Source organism: Kitasatospora sp. NPDC088160, assembly GCF_044741445.1.
Classification (GTDB): Bacteria; Actinomycetota; Actinomycetes; order Streptomycetales; family Streptomycetaceae; genus Kitasatospora.
On sequence record NZ_JBIUSS010000032.1, the window covers coordinates 38,111 to 54,732 of the forward strand.

At 71.7% G+C, this 16,622-nt stretch carries 16 protein-coding genes; 1 reads left to right on the forward strand and 15 read right to left on the reverse strand.

Annotated features, from left to right (window positions below; all coding sequences use genetic code 11):
* Positions 1-49: 49 nt before the first annotated feature.
* The 15 genes from ACIOGZ_RS36595 to ACIOGZ_RS36665 all read right to left on the reverse strand — a co-directional run bounded on the left by ACIOGZ_RS36595 (position 50) and on the right by ACIOGZ_RS36665 (position 15,468).
* The gene (locus ACIOGZ_RS36595) at positions 50-1,393 is read right to left on the reverse strand and encodes an MFS transporter (RefSeq protein ID WP_363581273.1); all 1,344 of its coding nucleotides are present in this window, start codon (positions 1,391-1,393) and stop codon (positions 50-52) included.
* 113 nt (positions 1,394-1,506) lie between these two features.
* A complete protein-coding gene (locus ACIOGZ_RS36600) occupies positions 1,507-3,270 on the reverse strand; it encodes a sulfatase (protein ID WP_363581271.1) in 1,764 nt (587 codons plus the stop codon).
* A complete protein-coding gene (locus tag ACIOGZ_RS36605; RefSeq protein WP_363581269.1) occupies positions 3,267-3,869 on the reverse strand; it encodes a PadR family transcriptional regulator in 603 nt (200 codons plus the stop codon). Before ACIOGZ_RS36605 ends, ACIOGZ_RS36600 begins: the two co-directional genes overlap by 4 nt.
* A gap of 350 nt (positions 3,870-4,219) precedes the next feature.
* Entirely contained in the window at positions 4,220-4,582 is a 363-nt protein-coding gene (locus tag ACIOGZ_RS36610; RefSeq protein ID WP_363581267.1) for a hypothetical protein, read from the reverse strand.
* A 125-nt stretch (positions 4,583-4,707) separates the two neighbouring features.
* Complete coding sequence (locus ACIOGZ_RS36615; protein ID WP_400989120.1) at positions 4,708-6,462, reverse strand: FAD-binding oxidoreductase; 1,755 nt, start codon at positions 6,460-6,462, stop codon at positions 4,708-4,710.
* 140 nt (positions 6,463-6,602) lie between these two features.
* Positions 6,603-7,808 (reverse strand): serine hydrolase domain-containing protein, encoded by a 1,206-nt coding sequence (locus ACIOGZ_RS36620; protein WP_400989121.1) that lies wholly within the window; start codon positions 7,806-7,808, stop codon positions 6,603-6,605.
* Between the two features lie 277 nt (positions 7,809-8,085).
* Complete coding sequence (locus ACIOGZ_RS36625) at positions 8,086-8,700, reverse strand: hypothetical protein (RefSeq protein ID WP_400989122.1); 615 nt, start codon at positions 8,698-8,700, stop codon at positions 8,086-8,088.
* Positions 8,701-9,098: 398 nt separating this feature from the next.
* Complete coding sequence (locus tag ACIOGZ_RS36630) at positions 9,099-9,911, reverse strand: TIGR03619 family F420-dependent LLM class oxidoreductase (RefSeq protein WP_363581259.1); 813 nt, start codon at positions 9,909-9,911, stop codon at positions 9,099-9,101.
* Positions 9,908-11,266, reverse strand: a complete 1,359-nt coding sequence (locus tag ACIOGZ_RS36635) for a class I adenylate-forming enzyme family protein (protein WP_400809243.1) — start codon at positions 11,264-11,266, stop codon at positions 9,908-9,910. The genes ACIOGZ_RS36630 and ACIOGZ_RS36635 overlap by 4 nt, the downstream gene beginning before the upstream one ends.
* On the reverse strand, positions 11,263-11,781 hold the full coding sequence (locus ACIOGZ_RS36640) for a polyketide synthase (protein WP_400809245.1): 519 nt from the start codon (positions 11,779-11,781) through the stop codon (positions 11,263-11,265). The genes ACIOGZ_RS36635 and ACIOGZ_RS36640 overlap by 4 nt, the downstream gene beginning before the upstream one ends.
* Positions 11,778-12,875, reverse strand: a complete 1,098-nt coding sequence (locus ACIOGZ_RS36645; RefSeq protein WP_363581254.1) for a beta-ketoacyl synthase N-terminal-like domain-containing protein — start codon at positions 12,873-12,875, stop codon at positions 11,778-11,780. Before ACIOGZ_RS36645 ends, ACIOGZ_RS36640 begins: the two co-directional genes overlap by 4 nt.
* A 5-nt stretch (positions 12,876-12,880) precedes the next feature.
* Positions 12,881-13,264 (reverse strand): polyketide dehydratase, encoded by a 384-nt coding sequence (locus tag ACIOGZ_RS36650; protein ID WP_350876226.1) that lies wholly within the window; start codon positions 13,262-13,264, stop codon positions 12,881-12,883.
* Positions 13,265-13,271: 7 nt separating this feature from the next.
* On the reverse strand, positions 13,272-13,820 hold the full coding sequence (locus ACIOGZ_RS36655; protein WP_363581252.1) for a thioesterase family protein: 549 nt from the start codon (positions 13,818-13,820) through the stop codon (positions 13,272-13,274).
* Positions 13,817-15,202, reverse strand: a complete 1,386-nt coding sequence (locus tag ACIOGZ_RS36660; protein WP_400809250.1) for an aminotransferase class III-fold pyridoxal phosphate-dependent enzyme — start codon at positions 15,200-15,202, stop codon at positions 13,817-13,819. Before ACIOGZ_RS36660 ends, ACIOGZ_RS36655 begins: the two co-directional genes overlap by 4 nt.
* Positions 15,199-15,468 (reverse strand): acyl carrier protein, encoded by a 270-nt coding sequence (locus tag ACIOGZ_RS36665; protein ID WP_363630781.1) that lies wholly within the window; start codon positions 15,466-15,468, stop codon positions 15,199-15,201. The genes ACIOGZ_RS36660 and ACIOGZ_RS36665 overlap by 4 nt, the downstream gene beginning before the upstream one ends.
* Before the next feature lie 637 nt (positions 15,469-16,105).
* Here ACIOGZ_RS36665 and ACIOGZ_RS36670 point away from each other — a divergent pair.
* Entirely contained in the window at positions 16,106-16,621 is a 516-nt protein-coding gene (locus ACIOGZ_RS36670; protein WP_363581246.1) for a hypothetical protein, read from the forward strand.
* Position 16,622: the final 1 nt, after the last annotated feature.

Sequence of the window (16,622 nt, forward strand, 5' to 3'; positions counted from 1 at the left end):
GGCCGTGTGAGGCCGGCCGTGCAAGGCGGGCCGGGTCAGGCGGGCCGGGTCAGGCCAGGGCTGCCCGGCGCCTGAGGTCGAGCTCCCGCTGCACCCGCTGAACGTCCTTCGCGTAGGGCAGGTGGAGCAGCGTCAGGAAAGCGCCGTTGACGAGCATGAGGACCACCAGGACCGCCAGGAACACCGGGCGGAGTCCGACCGCCTGGCCGAGGAAGCCGGCGCCCAGGCCGAAGGCGGCCCACGCGAGGGCTTCGAAGACCGAGACGTAGATCGTGAAGGCGGTGGCCCGCAGCTCGGGCGGGGTGACCGCCATGACCATCGGGCGGTTGAGGCTGGGATTGACGCCCTGGGCGACACCCATCAGGCAGAAGAGCAGGGCGTAGGCGCCGATGCCGCGGTAGTGGACCTGGGTGCCCAGGAAGGCGAGGACGGCGAAGGCGACCTGGGCGCCCTGGAGCGCGCCGGGAAGCCCGTGGCGGGGGCTGCGGCGGGTGGCCCAGTCGGCGAGGAAGCCTCCCAGCAGGGTGCCCAGCAGGTATCCGATGCCCAGCGGCATCAGGACGACGGCGGCTCGCTGGGTGGTGAAGCCGAACACGTCCACCAGGTAGACGACGGCGAACGAGGAGAGCAGCAGGTGTCCCGAGAGCAGCCGCGACACCAGGAGGATCGCGAAGCTGGGGATCTTGAACAGCGAGACGACGGTGGCCAGGCCGACCTTCGTCCGGGGCTCGCGGGCGGCCCGGTCGAGGTCCGCGAGTTGCCGCTCGGCCGCGCCGCGGCCGGGGTCGCGGAAGCAGAGCAGCAGCACCCCGCCGAAGAGGATGTTCAGGACGCCGACGCCCCACAGTCCCCAGCGCCAGCCGTCGTGGACTCCCGCCAGTTGCCCGATGAGCGGGCCGAGCACCGAGCCGACCAGCGACAGCGCACCGTAGAGGGCACCGACGGCGCGACCGCGCGACGCCGGGTCGAACAGGTCGCCGATGATCTCGGAAACCAGCGGCTGGGCGGCCGCGTAGCCGGCCGCGAGGACCGTGACGAAGACCAGCAGTTCGGTGAAGTCCCTGGAGAAGCCGGCGGCCACGCCCCACACCCCCCACAGGCCGGTGGACAGGACCAGGACGCTCTTGCGCGACCAGCGGCGTGCCGCCCACACCCACAGGGGGGCCGCGAGCACGCCGATCAGCTTGCCGGCGGCGGTCAGGACGCCGAGCGAGCCGAGGGTCAGGCCGAGGGCGTTCCTGATGACCGGGAACAGGCCGGTGACCAGGCCGGCCTCGGTACCGTCGACCAGCATGGCGCCACCGAGGACCGAGAGCTGGGCCCATCGGCCTTTGACCGGGGGCGGGCCGGTCCTCGTGGCGGGCCCGGAGGTGCCCTCGATAAGGTCGGACATGCGCGACTCCACTTCTTCGCATCGTTCGTCACAGGGGCAGTGCGGGGGAAAGGCGGCGTGCTCGCCGGTGACGGGGCTGCAACCCCGTCACCGGTACGTCGTGCGCCGGCTGGTCAGAGAGCGGCGAGTTCCTCGGCCACCCGGCGCAGGGCCGACACGTCGGTGAGGCCGCCGGCCAGGGCGGCGACGTCGATCAGCGGCGTCGGGCCGAGGAACTGCAGGAATTCGGAGTCGACGATGCCGGGCAGGTGCCTGCGCATCACCTCCACGGCGACCGGGTCGGAGATCAGGGCGAACACGGGGGTCCGCAGCGAGAAGCGTCCTGGGGGGTAGTCCTCCGGGTGGGGCAGCGGCTCGGCGGCCCGGTCGGCCTGCTCGCGCTGGGCCCGGACCAGCAGGTGCTCCGCGCCGACCGGGCCCTCGGCCGGCAGGCCGAGGCGCTCGTACTGGCTCGGCGGTGCGTCGCCCGCGCGCATCAGCTCCACCAGCAGGGTCGCCATCCGCAGCTCGGCCGCGTCGTCGACGAGGGGGGTGCGCTGGTCGGGGTCGCCCTCCAGGTCGAACAGCAGGGTGCCGTGCTGGTAGGGGTTGATGAAGGTGCGGCCGGGGACGCGCAGGGTGCGCACGCCCTTGGTGAAGGTGAACGGCTCCGCCAGTTGGAGGTTCGCCAGCTCGGCCGGGGAGAACCGCCCGCGCATGTGGGTGGGCATCAGCGTGTGTTCCAGCAGCGGCGCGTTCTGCGCCGTGGCGGGGGCGCGCATGTAGACGTACCGACCGTCGGTGACGTTGACGTGGCCGCCGTGGATTCCGAACAGGGCCGCCTCCCGCACCGGGGTGTCCTCGGCCACCGGCAGCGGGCGGCCTTGCACGTCCGCGGGGCGCTCGATGCCGAAGTACTCCAGCAGCGTCGGTGCGAGGTCGATCGTCTGCACCAGGGCCCGGCGCCGTTCCCCGGCCTTGCCGGCCCGCGGGTCCCACACGAACAGCGGCAGGTGGACCAGTTCGTTGTACCAGGGCTGGACGGTCTTGCCCCACCAGCCCTTCTCTCCCAGCAGCAGGCCGTGGTCGGTGTTGACGATCAGCAGGGTGTCGTCCCAGAGGTTCTGCTCGTCCATCAGGTCCAGCACCCGCCCGAGGGAGTGGTCGCACATCGACAGCAGCGCCGCGTACTCCAGGCGGGCGTGCTCGACCTGGCCGGGGGTCTCCACCACGCGCTTGTAGTCGGGCCAGTCGAAGTGCGGGCCTTCGTAGTCGTGCGGGTAGAGGTCCTTGAACCGCTGGTGGCTGAAGAACGGCTCGTGCGGGTCGAAGGTCTCGATCTGCACGAACCACCTGTCCGCCTCCCGGTTGGTGCGGACGAACTCCAGGCCCGCGTCGAAGGTCAGCGTCTGCGGGTGGCGGTCCTCGGTCGCCAGGTGCGGGCGGTTCACCCAGTCCTGCCGGTAGGACTCGAACCGGAGCTTCTTCAGGTCCTCGGGGATCTCCGGGTCGGCCACCTGGCCCTTCCACGGGTCGCCCTCCTGGCCGCGGAAGAACTCCCAGGTGTTGTACCGGCCGTGGTAGGTGGCGCCGCCGTCCTCCCAGTAGTGCGGGTGGTCGCTGACCAGGTGGGTGTACACCCCGTTCTGCTTGAGGAGCTCGGGCATGGAGTCGTCGAACGGCTCCAGCGGGCCCCAGCTGCGGTGCAGGAAGTTGTACCGGCCGGTGTGGATCTCGCGGCGGGCCGGCATGCACGGCATCGACCCCGCGTAGGCGCTGTCGAAGGTGACCGACCGCTCGGCCAGCCGCGCGAAGTTCGGCGCGTGAGTCCAGTCCCCGCCGTAGGGCGGCAGCATGTGCCGGTTGAGGCTGTCGAACATCACCATGATCGCCTTCATGCGGCGCTCCCTTCTCCGGCCGGTGGCGTCTTCCGCCCCGGCTGCCACTGTTCGAGACGCCGGAGCATGCGCTCCAGCCAGGCCACCCACGCGTCCATCGCGCCGGCGCCGTACTGGTGCAGTTCCTCGTAGACCTCGCGTGCCAGTTCCTGGTCCAGCTCGGGCAGCGGGTCCTCGAAGCGGACCGTGCGGTCGCGGGGCCGGTTGCGGGCGATCTGCTCGCGCCGGTGGTCCAGTTCGGTGCGGATCAGCAGGATCGCCGCCTCGCGGTCCAGGACCGCGGCGAAGGCGAAGCGGGAGAGGAAGTCCGCGTCCTGGAACCGGCTGGGCGGCTCGTACGGGGAGCGCACCCACTCCATCAGCGCTTCCCGCCCCACCGGCGTGAGCCGGTACACCTTCGCGTCGGGACGCCCCTCGCGCGGGTCGACCTCGAACGCCACCCAGCCGTCCGCCACCATCCGCCCCAACAGGCGGTAGATCTGGCTGTGGTGGGCCCGCGAACGGAGGAACTGGCCCTCCGTCTCGACCCACTTGCGCAGGTCGTACCCACTGAACGGCCGGCCGGCCAGCAGGGCGAGCAGGACGTACTCGAACTGCATCGTGCCCCCTATGTGCGGAATCACTTATGTGCTCAGTGTTCTATCCGCGACACGGGGGTCGTCAACGCGGCGGGCGGTGAATTATCCGACCGTTCATATGAGTTCACGGTGATTCACAGTGCACAGCGCACAGTGCACAGCGCCTGCGCTACCGGCGGGGACGTCGAAACCCGGCGCGGCTGCGACGGAACAGGCCCCTCCCGGGAAAACGGGCGCCCCGTGGCGGTCCGGGCGAACCCGGAACCGCCACGGGGCGGGCCGTGCCTGTCGTCACCGGAGCGGCACGGTCCCCGGCCTGCGCGTCCGGGGCGACCCGGGCGGCCGAAGAGGTGTGCTCAGGAGAGGCGTGCTCAGTTGAAGACCAGGACGTCGGTGCGCATCGGCAGCGCGCTGCCCCAGCCGATATTGATCTTGAACGTCACCAGCCCGTTGCCGGGGGCGATGCTCGACACCTGGAAGGGCGCCGCGCCGACGAACCGGTTCCCGTTGCCGTCGATCTCGGAGGCCGTGATGACGACCGTCGAGTCGATCCCGATGACGTTCCAGGCGATCTGGAGGTTGAACGTCCCGTTCCCCGGGGTCCACGTCCACCACCCCCGCCACACGGCGCCGACGTTGCCGCCGATCGCCGCGAGGCCCTGGTCCCGGTCGGCGGGCTGCGAACTGCTCGCGATCCGCGGCACCTCGATGGAGGAAGATTCGGCTGCGGCCATGACGGCTCCCCTCGCGCCGGGAGAGCCCCCATGAGCTCCCCGATACTTAGAGTGTCCAGTAATGTGCACAGCGTAACAATCACTCGTGCGAGTGAACCTCCGGCGCGCCTCCCCCGGTACTTTCGTTACGGCCTCTGGTCGGGCGGTTCGATGGCGAGGGCGTGCCGGAAGATGTTGCACGGGTCCCAGCGGGCCTTGATCTGTTGCAGGCGGGGGTAGTTGTCCTTGTAGTACAGGGCGTGCCACGGGGTGCCGGAGGTGTTCCACGCCGGGTCGGCGAGGTCGGTGTCCGCGTAGTTGATGTAGGAGCCGTCACTGACCTCGCCGGGGACGGGGACGCCTCCGGTGTCGCGGTACACATCGCGGTAGAAGCCGCGGACCCAGGCCAGGTGGGCCGCGTCGTCCGACTCGTCGGCCCAGACGGTGTAGTAGACGGCCTTCATGACCGAGTCGCGCTGGGCGACGGCGGTGGCGTACGGGGGCACCGCGTTGACCTGGCCGCCGTAGCCGACGAGGAGCAGGCCGCACTCCGCACCGCCCGTGCCGTCCGTCAGGTACCGGTAGGCGGTCGCGAGTTGGGGGTCGGTGAGGGAGCGGCGCAGGTAGCCGGCCTTGTCCTTGTAGCGCCGGGTGATCGAGTTGCCGGCCTCGCCGGTCCCCGGCCAGGTGCTGGTGGGCAGCCAGGGCATGGTGCCCCGGAGGGTGGCGGGTTCGGTGGCACCCACGTCGGCGGTCACCGCGCGCACGAAGTCGGTGAGCACCGCGTCGGAACCCGGAACACCCGCGTCGATCTGCACGACCAGCTCAAGGGTGCCGGACTTGCGGTGTCCGGCGATGAGGACGGCATACAGGTTCGCCGCGGGGGTGCCCGGTTCGCTGTTGCGCTCGTGCCAGGCGCCGTAGTTGCGCAACAGGGTGGTGAACGCCCGTTCCGTCATCTTCTCGTCCCAGGTCCAGGCGACCAGGCATCTCCGCAGCTCGCCCGGGGCGCGCGGCAGGAGTGCCGCGGGGTCGCCGTGGGAGCGGGTGCCGGGGCCGGGGGCGTCGGGGCCGGGGGCGTCGGGGCCGGGGGCGTCGGGGGTGTCGTGGGAGCGGAGCCAGTAGCGGGTCACGACGCCGAAGTTGCCACCACCGCCGCCGGTGTGGGCCCACCACAGGTCGTGGTTCGGATCGTCCGGGTCCCGGGTGGCGACCACCGCCCGGACGGTCCCGTCCCGGTCGGCCACCACCACCTCCACAGCGTGCAGGTAGTCCACGACCGAGCCGTAGGCGCGGGACAGCGGACCGTACCCGCCGCCGGCCAGATGCCCGCCCGCGCCCACCTCGGGGCAGCCGCCGGCCGGGATCGTCACACCCCAGCCCTTGAACAAGGCCCGGTACACGCGCCCGAGGGTCGCTCCCGGCTGCACCGCGAAGGCACCCATCACGGGGTCGAAGCCGACGGCGTCCATGGGAGAGAGGTCCAGCAGGAGCTGCACCGCAGGGTCGCCGGTGAAGTTCTCGAAACAGTGGCCACCGCTGCGCACGGCGATCCGGCGCCCGGAGCGGACGGCGTCGGCGACGGCCCGCACCACCTGCTCGGTGGAGCCGGCCAGGCGGATCTCCTCCGGCCGGCCGACGAAACGGTAGTTGTCGCCCCGCAGCAGGCTGTCGTAGCGGGAGTCATCGGGGCGGACCGTGACCGGCCCGAACGGCCGGCCCTCCGGCCCGCCCCCACCTCCCGCCGGACCACCTCCCGCTCCCGCCGGCCCCGGGCCTTGGCGGCCCGCCGCCTCGGCGGGCCCGACGGCCAGGCCGGCGACCGCACCGCCGACCGCCACCGCACCGGCCCGAGCGAGCAGGTGGCGACGCCCCAGCCGTTCGTCCGCCGACCAGTCCATCTCTTCCTCCGTTCACCACGACCATCCGTCAGCGCATGCTACCGGCGCTCACGGCATCCAAATATGCTTACCGTAACGACTATTGACGTAGAATCAGCAACGCTGATCGCCGACACGCCCAGCCCGCCCCCGGCGGACGTTCAGCGGGCGCCGCAGAAGACGGCGTCGAGGAACTTGATGCCCGCCTGGTTCTGCGCCGTCTGCTCGGCGCCATCGCCCCGCGGGGTGTAGGAGACGGCGACCTGGCGGTCGGCGGTGCCCCACAGCTGGGTGCTGAAGCCGAAGGTGCCGCCGTTGTGGCCCAGCACGGTGGTGCAGGAGAGCTGCGCCCGCGCCAGCCCCATCCCGTAGTCGATCTCGTGCGAGCCCGGCACGGTCTCGAGCATCGTGGTCATCTCGCGCTGCTCCGCCGGACGCAGCAACTTCCCGTTCAACAGGGCCTGCTGGAACCGGATCAGGTCATCGGTGGTGGAGATGATCTCTCCGGCGGCGCCCGCCCAGGAGGGGTTCTGGTCGGTGACGTCGATGTCGGTCTTCTTGACGTTTCCGGTGCCGGCGCCGTCCACGGTGGTCCAGTAACTGTGGGCGTGCGGGCCGGGGATCGTGGTGGAGCGGCCGGGGACCGTGGTCTTCGTCATCCCGAGCGGGCGCAGGATGCGCTGACCGACCTCCTGTCCGTAGGGGTGCCCGGTGACCTGCTCGATGATCAGGCCGAGGACGTCGAAGTTGGTGTTGGAGTAACCCCATTGGGTGCCGGGCGCGAAGTACGGGGCGTGGGAGACGGAGGCGGTCACCAGCTGGCGCGCGGTGAACGTACGGTTCAACCCGCCCTGGGCCAGCCACGTCCGGAAGACGGCCGGGTCGTTGAGGTTGGGAAAGACGTCGGTGCCCTCGTTGGTGACGTCGAACAGGCCCGTGCGCTGGTTGAGCAGCTGGCGGACGGTGATGTTCTGCCCGTTGGGGACCAGCCCCGGCAGGTGGCTCGACACCGAGTCCTCCAGGCCGAGCCGGTGCTCGCCGACCAGTTGCAGCACCGTGGTGGCGACGAACGTCTTGGTGACGCTGCCGATCCGGAACCGGCCGTCACCACGGACGGGTGCCTGACCGACCAGGTCGGTCACCCCCGTGGTGCCGCGCCACCGCTGGTCACCGTCACGCACCTCGGCGATCGCGGACACCGCCTTGGCGTCGGTCAGCCCGTTGAGGGCGAGTTGCAGCGGACCGCCACGCGGGCGGACCGACGAAGCTGCGGAGTCCTCGGCTCCCGCCACAGCGGCGGAGGCGGGTGACGCGGACACCGCCAGGCAGAAGGCTGCGATCAGGGCACTGGTCAGACGACGAGACATGGGGCTTCCCTTCACTCGGGCGAACAGGAGTTCGCCACGAGTCAGCCTGTCAGCGCCGCCACCGAGGGAGCATCACTCCGGATGAGGACCCGTCCATCCTTCAACAGGCTTACGAAATCGACACCTTAGGACACCAAAGAGGTACGTGAGGGGTCGTCCGGCGGTCGCATCCGGGGATGCGCCCGCACGCCCGGCGAGTTGTGGCCGGGGGGAGCCTCTGGTCTGGTGGCTCCCGCCGGCGTCGGCACAAGGTCCCGCGCTTCGGCCGGTCAGCCGGTCAGCCGGCGCTGACGACCTGGCCGCAGACGATCGTTCCGTTGAGCGTGACCGTTTGACCGAGGTCGTAGGTGGCGGCCACCTCCGTGTTCGTCAGCGTGACCGTCCAGCTGTCGCCGGTCTTCGTCGCCTTGATGCCGGTCGCGTTGTTCTTCACGTAGCCGCCGACGTGGGCGGCGGTGCTGACCGGCATCATCCAGCCGGTGCCCGACTGGACGCCGGCGACGCTCGGGCCGCCGGCGTTCTGGTCCGACGGCGCCTGGAAGGACTCCAACTCGCCCTTGATGACGGTGCAGGTGCTGTCGGCGGCCTTGATGGAGCCCGACTCCACGCCGCTGAAGGTCACGTCGGCGCTGCCCTTGCCGGCCTTCCCCGGCGCGCCGGTGGGGGCGCCCGCCGCCGGGGGCGCTGCCGCGTCAGCCGTCGCCGCACCTGCGGACGTCGAGACCGCGGCCCCAGGTGCGGTGGCGCTCTTCGCCGAGCTCGACGATCCGCATCCGGCGAGGGATATCAGCGTCGCACCGGTTATGAGCCCGATGACGACACGTCGTCGGTGGAGTTCGGTCCGTGACATGTTCTCGCCCCTAGATCTCGCGTGTGAGTACTTGTCGATCACTGCGCAGAGTACGGCAGGCGGATGTCGGTCGCGGGATGCCGGCCGGATGCCGGGCCGGTGTTCTGCGCTGTGATCGCCATGCCCGGCACCATAGCCTGACGGTCTGACAAAAAGTGTTCGTGCTCGACTTGGTGGACACCGGTCCACCTGGCGGCAGAACGGCCGCCCCTGACCCGCCACGCGGAAAGCCGGATGCCTCCCCGGGCTGAAGGCCGGGACATCCCCCGACACCCGGGTGAAGCACCGCACGAGCGGTTCTTCACCCCGGAGGGCCAGGCGGAGCGGATCCTCGGCGACTGAGCGCATGTCCCCTCCAGCAACGGCCGCCGGGCCGCGCACGGGTCTGTGGAGACCGTGCGATGGCCTGATCCGGCGGTTCCGTGTCCTGAGCCGGCGTGCTACCCGGTCAGCGCCGCGTGCAGGGGGGCCAGCAGGGAGAGGTCGTCGGTGGTGACGGTGAGGTGGGTGGCGCCGGCGGACCGCCAGGCGTCGGCGAGGGAGCGCCAGGTGTCCGGCCGGCCGGGGGCGGGGCGCAGGCGGGCCTCGACGCCGAAGGCGCTCCAGTCACGGCCGGCTTCGGTCACCGCCGTCCGCAGTTCGGCGATGAGTGCGGCACCGCGGTCGACCCGGTTGGCGAGCAGGCCGGACATGGTGAAGCCGTCGGCGAGGGTGGCGATCCGGCGCAGTGAGCCCGGTCTTCCTCCGGTGCGCAGGGTGCCGCCGCCCATCCAGAGGGGTACGGGACGCGGCCGGGGGGTGAGGGTGACGCCGGAGAACGCGACGTGCTCGCCGGCGAAGTCCGCGTCCGGCCGCGTCCACAGCAGGCGCAGCGCCTGGACCTGTTCCTCGAACAGTGCCGCACGGGTGCCCGGGGCGACGCCGAGGGCGGCGGACTCGGCGGGGTCGGATCCGATGGCGACGCCCAGCCGCAGCCGGTCGCCGCTGAGGTGGGCCAGTTGCGCGGCCTGCTTGGCGGCGAGCACCACCGGGCGGTGCGGCAGGATCGTCATCGCGGTGGCCAGCTCGATCCGGGTGGTGACGGCTGCCAGGAACGCCACCAGCGTCAGGCTCTCGTACGCGGGAACGTCGGACACCAGGTGTTCGGGGACGGACAGGTGGTCGTACCCGAGGCTCTCCGCGGTCACCGCGAACGCGCGGAGTCCGGCGGGTGAGAGGGTCGTCGGGACGGTCCAGCCGAGGCGGAGGGTCATTTGCGGAAGGCCTCCGGGTCGGCGGTGGAGACGAACACCGCGCGCGGGCGTTCGGCGGGCAGCAGCTGGGAGTTGAGGAGGTGGCGTAGCGCTTTCTCGCCGCCGGGGAGGGTGCCGGTGACCGACAGGTGGACGTGGAGGACTTGCGTGCCGTCCTCGTTCACCACCTCGGGCACGCAGTGCACGACCCCCGGGATGGCGTGCGCGGCCTGCCGGACGGTGTTCAGTGAGACCTTCTCGCCGCGCAGCACCACGAAGTCCGACAGGCGTCCGTGGAAGGTCAGATAGCCGTCGTCGATCGAGAAGGCGTCCCCGGTGGCGATGGTCCGCGGCCCCAGCAGGACTCTGCCGCTGTGCTGCCCGACCCGTCGCAGCAGGACGGTGCCGGATTCGACCAGCAGTTCTCCCACGTCGTCCTGCACCCCGCGCAGTGACGCGCGCACTCCCGGCAGCGGGCGGCCGACCGAGCCGTACCGGTGCGCGGGCTCGGCGTGCGCGGCCAGGGTCGACACGCGTGGTCCGGCCTCGGTGAGCCCGTAGGTCAGGTACAGCTCCGCGGAGGGCCGCGCGGCCAGCAGGTCGGCCACCTCCGCGGGTGCGAGCCGGTCCCCGCCGACCGCCAGTGCCCGCAGGCCGCGTGGCACGAGCCCGGGGTCGGCCAGCAGTTGGCGGGCGATCGTCGGGGTCACCGCCGAGTGGGTGACCCCGCGCGCGGTGACCGCGTCGCGGTACGCGGCCGGCGAGAACGGCGGCCCGTCGAGCACCAGCCGCGCCTTGGTCACGTACGCGGCGAACGCCTGCGCCACGAGGGCGTAGGAGTAGTACAGCGGCAGGTTCACCAGCAGGGTGTCGGCCGGGGTGATGCCCGTGGCCCCGGCGTGCAGGCGGGCGTTGTGCAGGAGCGAGGCCACCCGGTGCACGCACGCGCTGAACATCCCGGAGGTGCCGGAGGTGGACAGCAGGATCTCGCCCGGCCGGTACGGGGTGGTGGGGTGCCCGGTCGGCACGGCCAACGCGCCGCCCACCGGCAGCTGCGGCCCCGCGCCGGCCAGCCGGGTGGTCACCACGACGCCGGCCCCGACATGCCCGGCCAGCGCGCGCACCCGCTGCCACGGCGTGCTCGGCGGCACGGCCAGCGGCACCAGGCCCAGCAGCAGCGACGAGAGCAGCACGCGCAGCAGTTCGACTCCGTTGGTGAGGCAGAGCACGACCGCGTCGCCCGGTGCCAGGCCCAGCCCGGCCAGGTCCGCCAGCACGTCGTCCACCCCGGCCGGGGCGCCGCCGCCCGTACTGGCCGGGGTTGCCTCGACCCGGGTCAGGAAGTCGGCCACCTCGGACCGGGTGAGGCTGTTCACCGGTCGTCCCGGGCGCTGGTCAGGACCAGGCAGCGACACAACTTCCCCTCTCCCGCAGCGGGTTGCAGGCCGACCAGGAGCACGTGCCGGGCGTGGCCGTCCGCGAGCCAGCCGCCGAGCACCGTGAACGCGACGGGGGTGGCCCGGTCGGGGTGCGCCGCCAGCAGCAGGGACGGCCCGCGCAACCCGTGGCGCAGGGCGGGCAGCCCGGCCAGCACGCCCGGGTTCGCTCCGGCGAAGCGCAGTGGCGACACCCGGGACCTCGGCACCGAGTCGGCGATGCGGCGCATCGTCCGCTCGCTCCCGGTCGCGCTCATGACCAGGATCCCGGTGTCGGCGGCGTCGTCGAGCACGGGTTCGGCGCAGTCCGCCAGTGCCCGGTCCACGGTCTCGGCGACCAGCCAGGCCGCCGGGTCGGCGTAGAAGGACGGTTTGTTCACCGCGTACTCGTCCGGGTCGTCGGCGACGACCGTCGCCGAACCCAGCATCCGGGTGCCCGTCGGCACGTGTGTCACGCCCTCACCCCTTCGAACAGCAGGCACGTGTTGAACCCGCCGAACCCCAGCGTCAGGCTCAGTCCGGCGCCGGGGCCGACGGGTTGCGCCGATTCCGTGGCCAGCCGCAGCGGGGCCACCGGATCGCGCAGCCCGAGGACCGGTGGGACCTGTCGATGGCGCAGTGCCAGGACCGTCGCCACGGCCTCGATGGCCCCGGTCGCGCCCAGGCTGTGCCCGAACGCCCCCTTGGTGGCGAACACCAACGGGCCGTCGGCTCCGAACAGTTCCAGCAGGCTGCGCGCCTCGACCTCGTCGTTGAGCGGTGTGCCGGTGCCGTGGGCGTTGACCACCGCGATGTCCGCGGGTGCCAGGCCCGCGGAGGCCAGACAGCGTTCGACGGCGCGCAGCACGGCGCGTCCGGACGGGTCCGGTGCGGTGAGCCCGGCGGCGTCGTTGGCCGCGCCGGCCCCGCGCAGCCGGGCGTGCACCCGGGCGCCGCGTTCCCGGGCGGAGTCGGGGTGTTCGACCACCACGAAGGCCGCGCCCTCGCCGAGCAGCATCCCGTCGCGCGCCCGGTCGAAGGCCCGCAGGCCGGTGGGGCTCATCGTGCCCAGCGCGGAGTGCCCGAGCCGCTTGGCCTCGGTGACCACGTCCACCCCGCCCGCCACGCAGACCCGCCGCTCGCCCGAGCGCACCAGGGCGCGCGCGACGGCGATCGCGTCCGACCCCGCGGAACAGGCGGTCATGACGCAGACCGGCGTGCCCGGGTGCCCGATGCCCGCCGCCGCGTCGTCGGCCCAGGCGTGCAGCGTCGGCTCCGCCTCGTCCAGGCAGGCGCCGAAGCTGGTGCCCAGGACGAGGCCGACCTCGGGGTCGGTGGTGGACAGGCCGGCATCCGCGAACGCGGCGGACAGCGTCCGCCCGGCGAGCGCGCGCTGGCGCTCGCCCGCCCTGGTCCCGTACGGCACCGACGCGATGACGGCGGCGGCGGTGTTGCGCAAGGAGTGCGGCGAGTGGACGGGCGCCAGCGCCGAATCGCCCGCGCACAGCCGTTCCCACACCGCCTCCTGGTCCCGGCCCAGCGGAGTGTCCCAGGCCAGTCCGGTGATCACCGGGGTCACCACGGCCGGGCCGCCGCGGGATCGACCTTCGTCCGGCTCATCGCGCCGCGGAACCCGGCGACCGACCGGCCCTCCACGGTCACCACGGCGGAGAAGGCGAAGGTGGGGCCGGACAGCCGGTCCGCGCGGACGTCGAGCACGACCTGGTCGCCGGGCACGACCGGGGCGAGGAATCGGGACTTGACCGTGCCGACCAGGGTGACCTCGTCGTCGGCGAGCGGATCGCTGCTCAACTGGTAGAGCAGGACGCCGGACTGGGCGAAGGCCTGCATGGTGTGGCTGCCGGGCAGGATCAGCCCCGGGGTCAGGCCGCGCTCGGGCAGGTGCCCGGACAGCGCGCCCATCTCCGCCGAGACGGCGAACATGCTGCGCAGGAACACGCCGGGCTCATGGTCCAGAACCCGGTCGATGAACAGGCGGGGGTGGCGTCCGCGCACCAGGGCCGCGATGGCCGAGGTGCCCAGCGGACGCGCCTCGCGGACCGTGACGGGAGGGGGTGCCGATTCGTTCGGGTGTCGCATCCGGGACGATTCCTCTCAGGGCCTGTCGCAGCGGTGCCGGCAGGGGCACCGCGCGCCGGGTGTCGGGGGCGACGGCGGCGAAGACGAGGTCGCCGGTCACCAACGGGGTGCGGGTGCCGTCCTCCTCCTCCCGCAGCAGACGTACCGCGAGGGCGAACCAGGCCGCGCCGACGTGGTCGACCCGGGTGTCCCCGATGATCACGTCGCGGTACACGGCGCTGTTGAGGTAGGCCACCCGCAGGTCGGCGACCACCAGGTCGACGTTCGCCGCACTGAAGGCGGTCAGACCCGCGTCGTGCGCTTCGAGGTGTTCGGTGCCAGCGGTCTCCATCAACGAGGTGTAGCGGGAGAAGTGCACGATCCCGGTCGCGTCGGTGTCGACGTGCTCGACCCGGGTGCGGAACCCCGCGCTCACCACAGGGCCCGGGCGCCCGCCGCCACCCGGTCCACGATCTCGTCGGCCTGCGTCCCGGTGGTGATCAGCGGCAGCACGATCCGCAGGGTGGGGTGGACGTAGCGCCGGCCACCGGAGCGTTTGCCCGCGCCCGCCATGAACTCCGCGTACACGCCCGCTTCGATCAACTCCCGGCGCAGCGCGCCGATCCGGTCCGCCGCCGCGGCGGTCAGTTCCACGCCGAACATGACCCCGCTCCCGCGGACCTCGGTGAACACGTCCGGGTGGCGGCCCACCAGGGCGTCGTCGAGATGCTTGGCCAGGTTCACGCCGACGTCGGCCGAGCCTCTCAGCAGCCCTTCGGTCTCGATGTGCTCGATGCCGTCGCGGATCACCGCACAGTTCGGTGGTCGCAGGTCGGAGGTGGTCACGGCGCCGGAGGAGCGGACGGCGAGCTCCTCGCGGGCGATCACCATCGAGGTGGACACCGTGCCCATGCCCAGGAACTTGCCGATGACGGTGATGTCGGTGGGCACCGGTCCGTCCGCGTCGCGCATGGCGAACCAACTGCCGGTCTTGGCGAACGTCAGCACCTCGTCGGCCACCAGCAGCACGTCGTCGGCCGCGCACCGCCGCGCGAGTTCGCGCAGGTATCCGGGCGGAGGCGGGAGGATGCCCGCGTCGCCCTGGATCGGTTCGACCACGACGGCCAGCAGCCGGTCGGCGGACTCGGCGAAGTACTCCGTCAGGGCGTCGAGGTCGCCGAACGGGATGTGGTGGACCCGGACTCCGTACGGGCCGGCGGTGTCCGCGCCGGGCAGCCCGGCCCGGTAGTACCTGCGGTTGAGCAGTTGCACCAGCCCACTGGTCCAGCCGTGCCAGGCGCCGTGGAAGGCGAGGATGGTGTCGCGCCGCTCCTTGCCCGGGCGGTGGCACAGCCGCCGGCCGTCGAAGCGGGACTCCAGCACCAGCCGCAGCGCCAACTCGTTGCCCTCCGAGCCGGAGTTGCGTCCGCTGACGTGGTACCGCCCTGCGGGGAAGTGGTCGGTCCACAACCCGCCGGGGCCGAAGAGCCGGTCGAGGAGCTCCGCCCGTTCCAGCGAGCCCAGTTCGTCGGTGACGTTGCCGACTCCGGTGCCGCGCGCCAGCGCCGCCCGTACGACGGGGTGGTCGCCGCCGAGGGTCGCGCTGGCGTAGCCGCCGCTGGCGTCCAGCAACCTCAGCCGCCTGCCCCGGCGTTCCGGGCTCAGATCGACCACGTCGAGGTGCAGGCCGCGCCCGCCCACGCAGGCGAACGGGAGCCGGGCCGCCCCGTAGTGGTTGAGGTGCAGGTCCGCGCCGCGCAACAGCGCACCGGTCCGGTCCCCAGTGTGGTCGTCACCGGCGACCGGGGCCGTGCTCACGCGGTGGCCGGGGGGCGGTCGGCCCCCGCCAGCCGCTCGACCAGTGCCAGCACATCACCGAGGGTGGACAACTCCCCCGCCGCGATGGCCTCGTCGGGGATGCTGATGTCGAACGCCTCTTCACACTGCACGCGCAGTTCCACGAAACCGAGCGAGTCCATGCCGTAATTCTCGCGCAGCCTGTCGTCGAGTCGCATCCGGTCGATCGGCACCTCCACCAACACCTCGGAGTGCAGAATTCGCTTGATGGTCTGCAAAGGATTCACCAGAACTTCCCCTCTGGGTGGGTTCATTCGAACAGGCTGCGACCGGACGTCCGGCGCGCGGAAAGGCGAGCGAGATCGCGGAAACGGTCGGGCCGAAAGTGGGCCGACGCTGATCGAAATTGAGGCGGTGTCAGCCATTCGCGCTTTATCGAAGCTAGCCGAGGCTTTATCACCTGTCAATGGTCCCCGATTTACCCGCCATGCGGCTTCGAGCTCCGGAATCGACGATTCTTTTGCACGTTAGTTCGACGGCGATTCGGCCATTCACGAGCACACGGTCCATTTACCTGCGAAAACCAGCCCGCAGCGCGTCCCGGGCGGGCCGGCATCGATGGCCAGGTGATAGTTATGCACCTTTTACACTATTTGAGACACATCTCCGCCTGGCGCATATGCTTCTTGTCCTGGTGAATCGTCCCGAACTAGCCTGAGGTCGTCCATTTGTCTGGATGGACGTACAGCGCGGGAACGGGTACGCCATCGGGCCCCCGGCGGCGTCAGGCCTCGCACCCGGCTCCCTCCCAGTTCACTGCAAGCGCACCATCTGATGACGCTGACTACTTCTGCTTCCTGCCGACCGAAGTCCACGCCCTTTGCACGGCCGTCGGCAGACTCCTTCGAAGGAGCTTCGAAAGTCATGAGTGTCACCCCGGACGCCCTGCGCGGCGTCACCGTGTTCGTTGGCGGCCCGATCCAGCACGCCTTGGTGCCCGGCGGGATGGCGGCGCCGATCCACGATTTCCTGAGACTGACCATCGACCAGTCGCAGCAGGCCGGCGCCACCGTGCTGTCCGCGCACGTGGCCGAACGATTCGGTGCCGACACCGCTTCGTTCACCCCCGAGGAGGTGTCCGTGCGCGACTACGCGTGGATGCGCGAATGCGATGTGTTCGTGCCGGTACTGCCGGTGCTCGACGGCACCTTGCTGCGCACGGACGGCACACACATCGAACTGGGGTGGGCCAGCGCGCTGGGCCGCCCCATCGTGGGCATCACCGACCAGCCCTTCGCCGAGTCGGCCAGCCACCTGCTCAAGGGGCTCGCCCAGGTCGCGTCCGCAACGTTCCTGTCCGCCAAGGAGATCGCCAAGGACCCGGCGCTGCTGGTCGACGGCGTGCTCGCGGCGCTGGGCCGGACCAGGGCGGCGGCCTGAC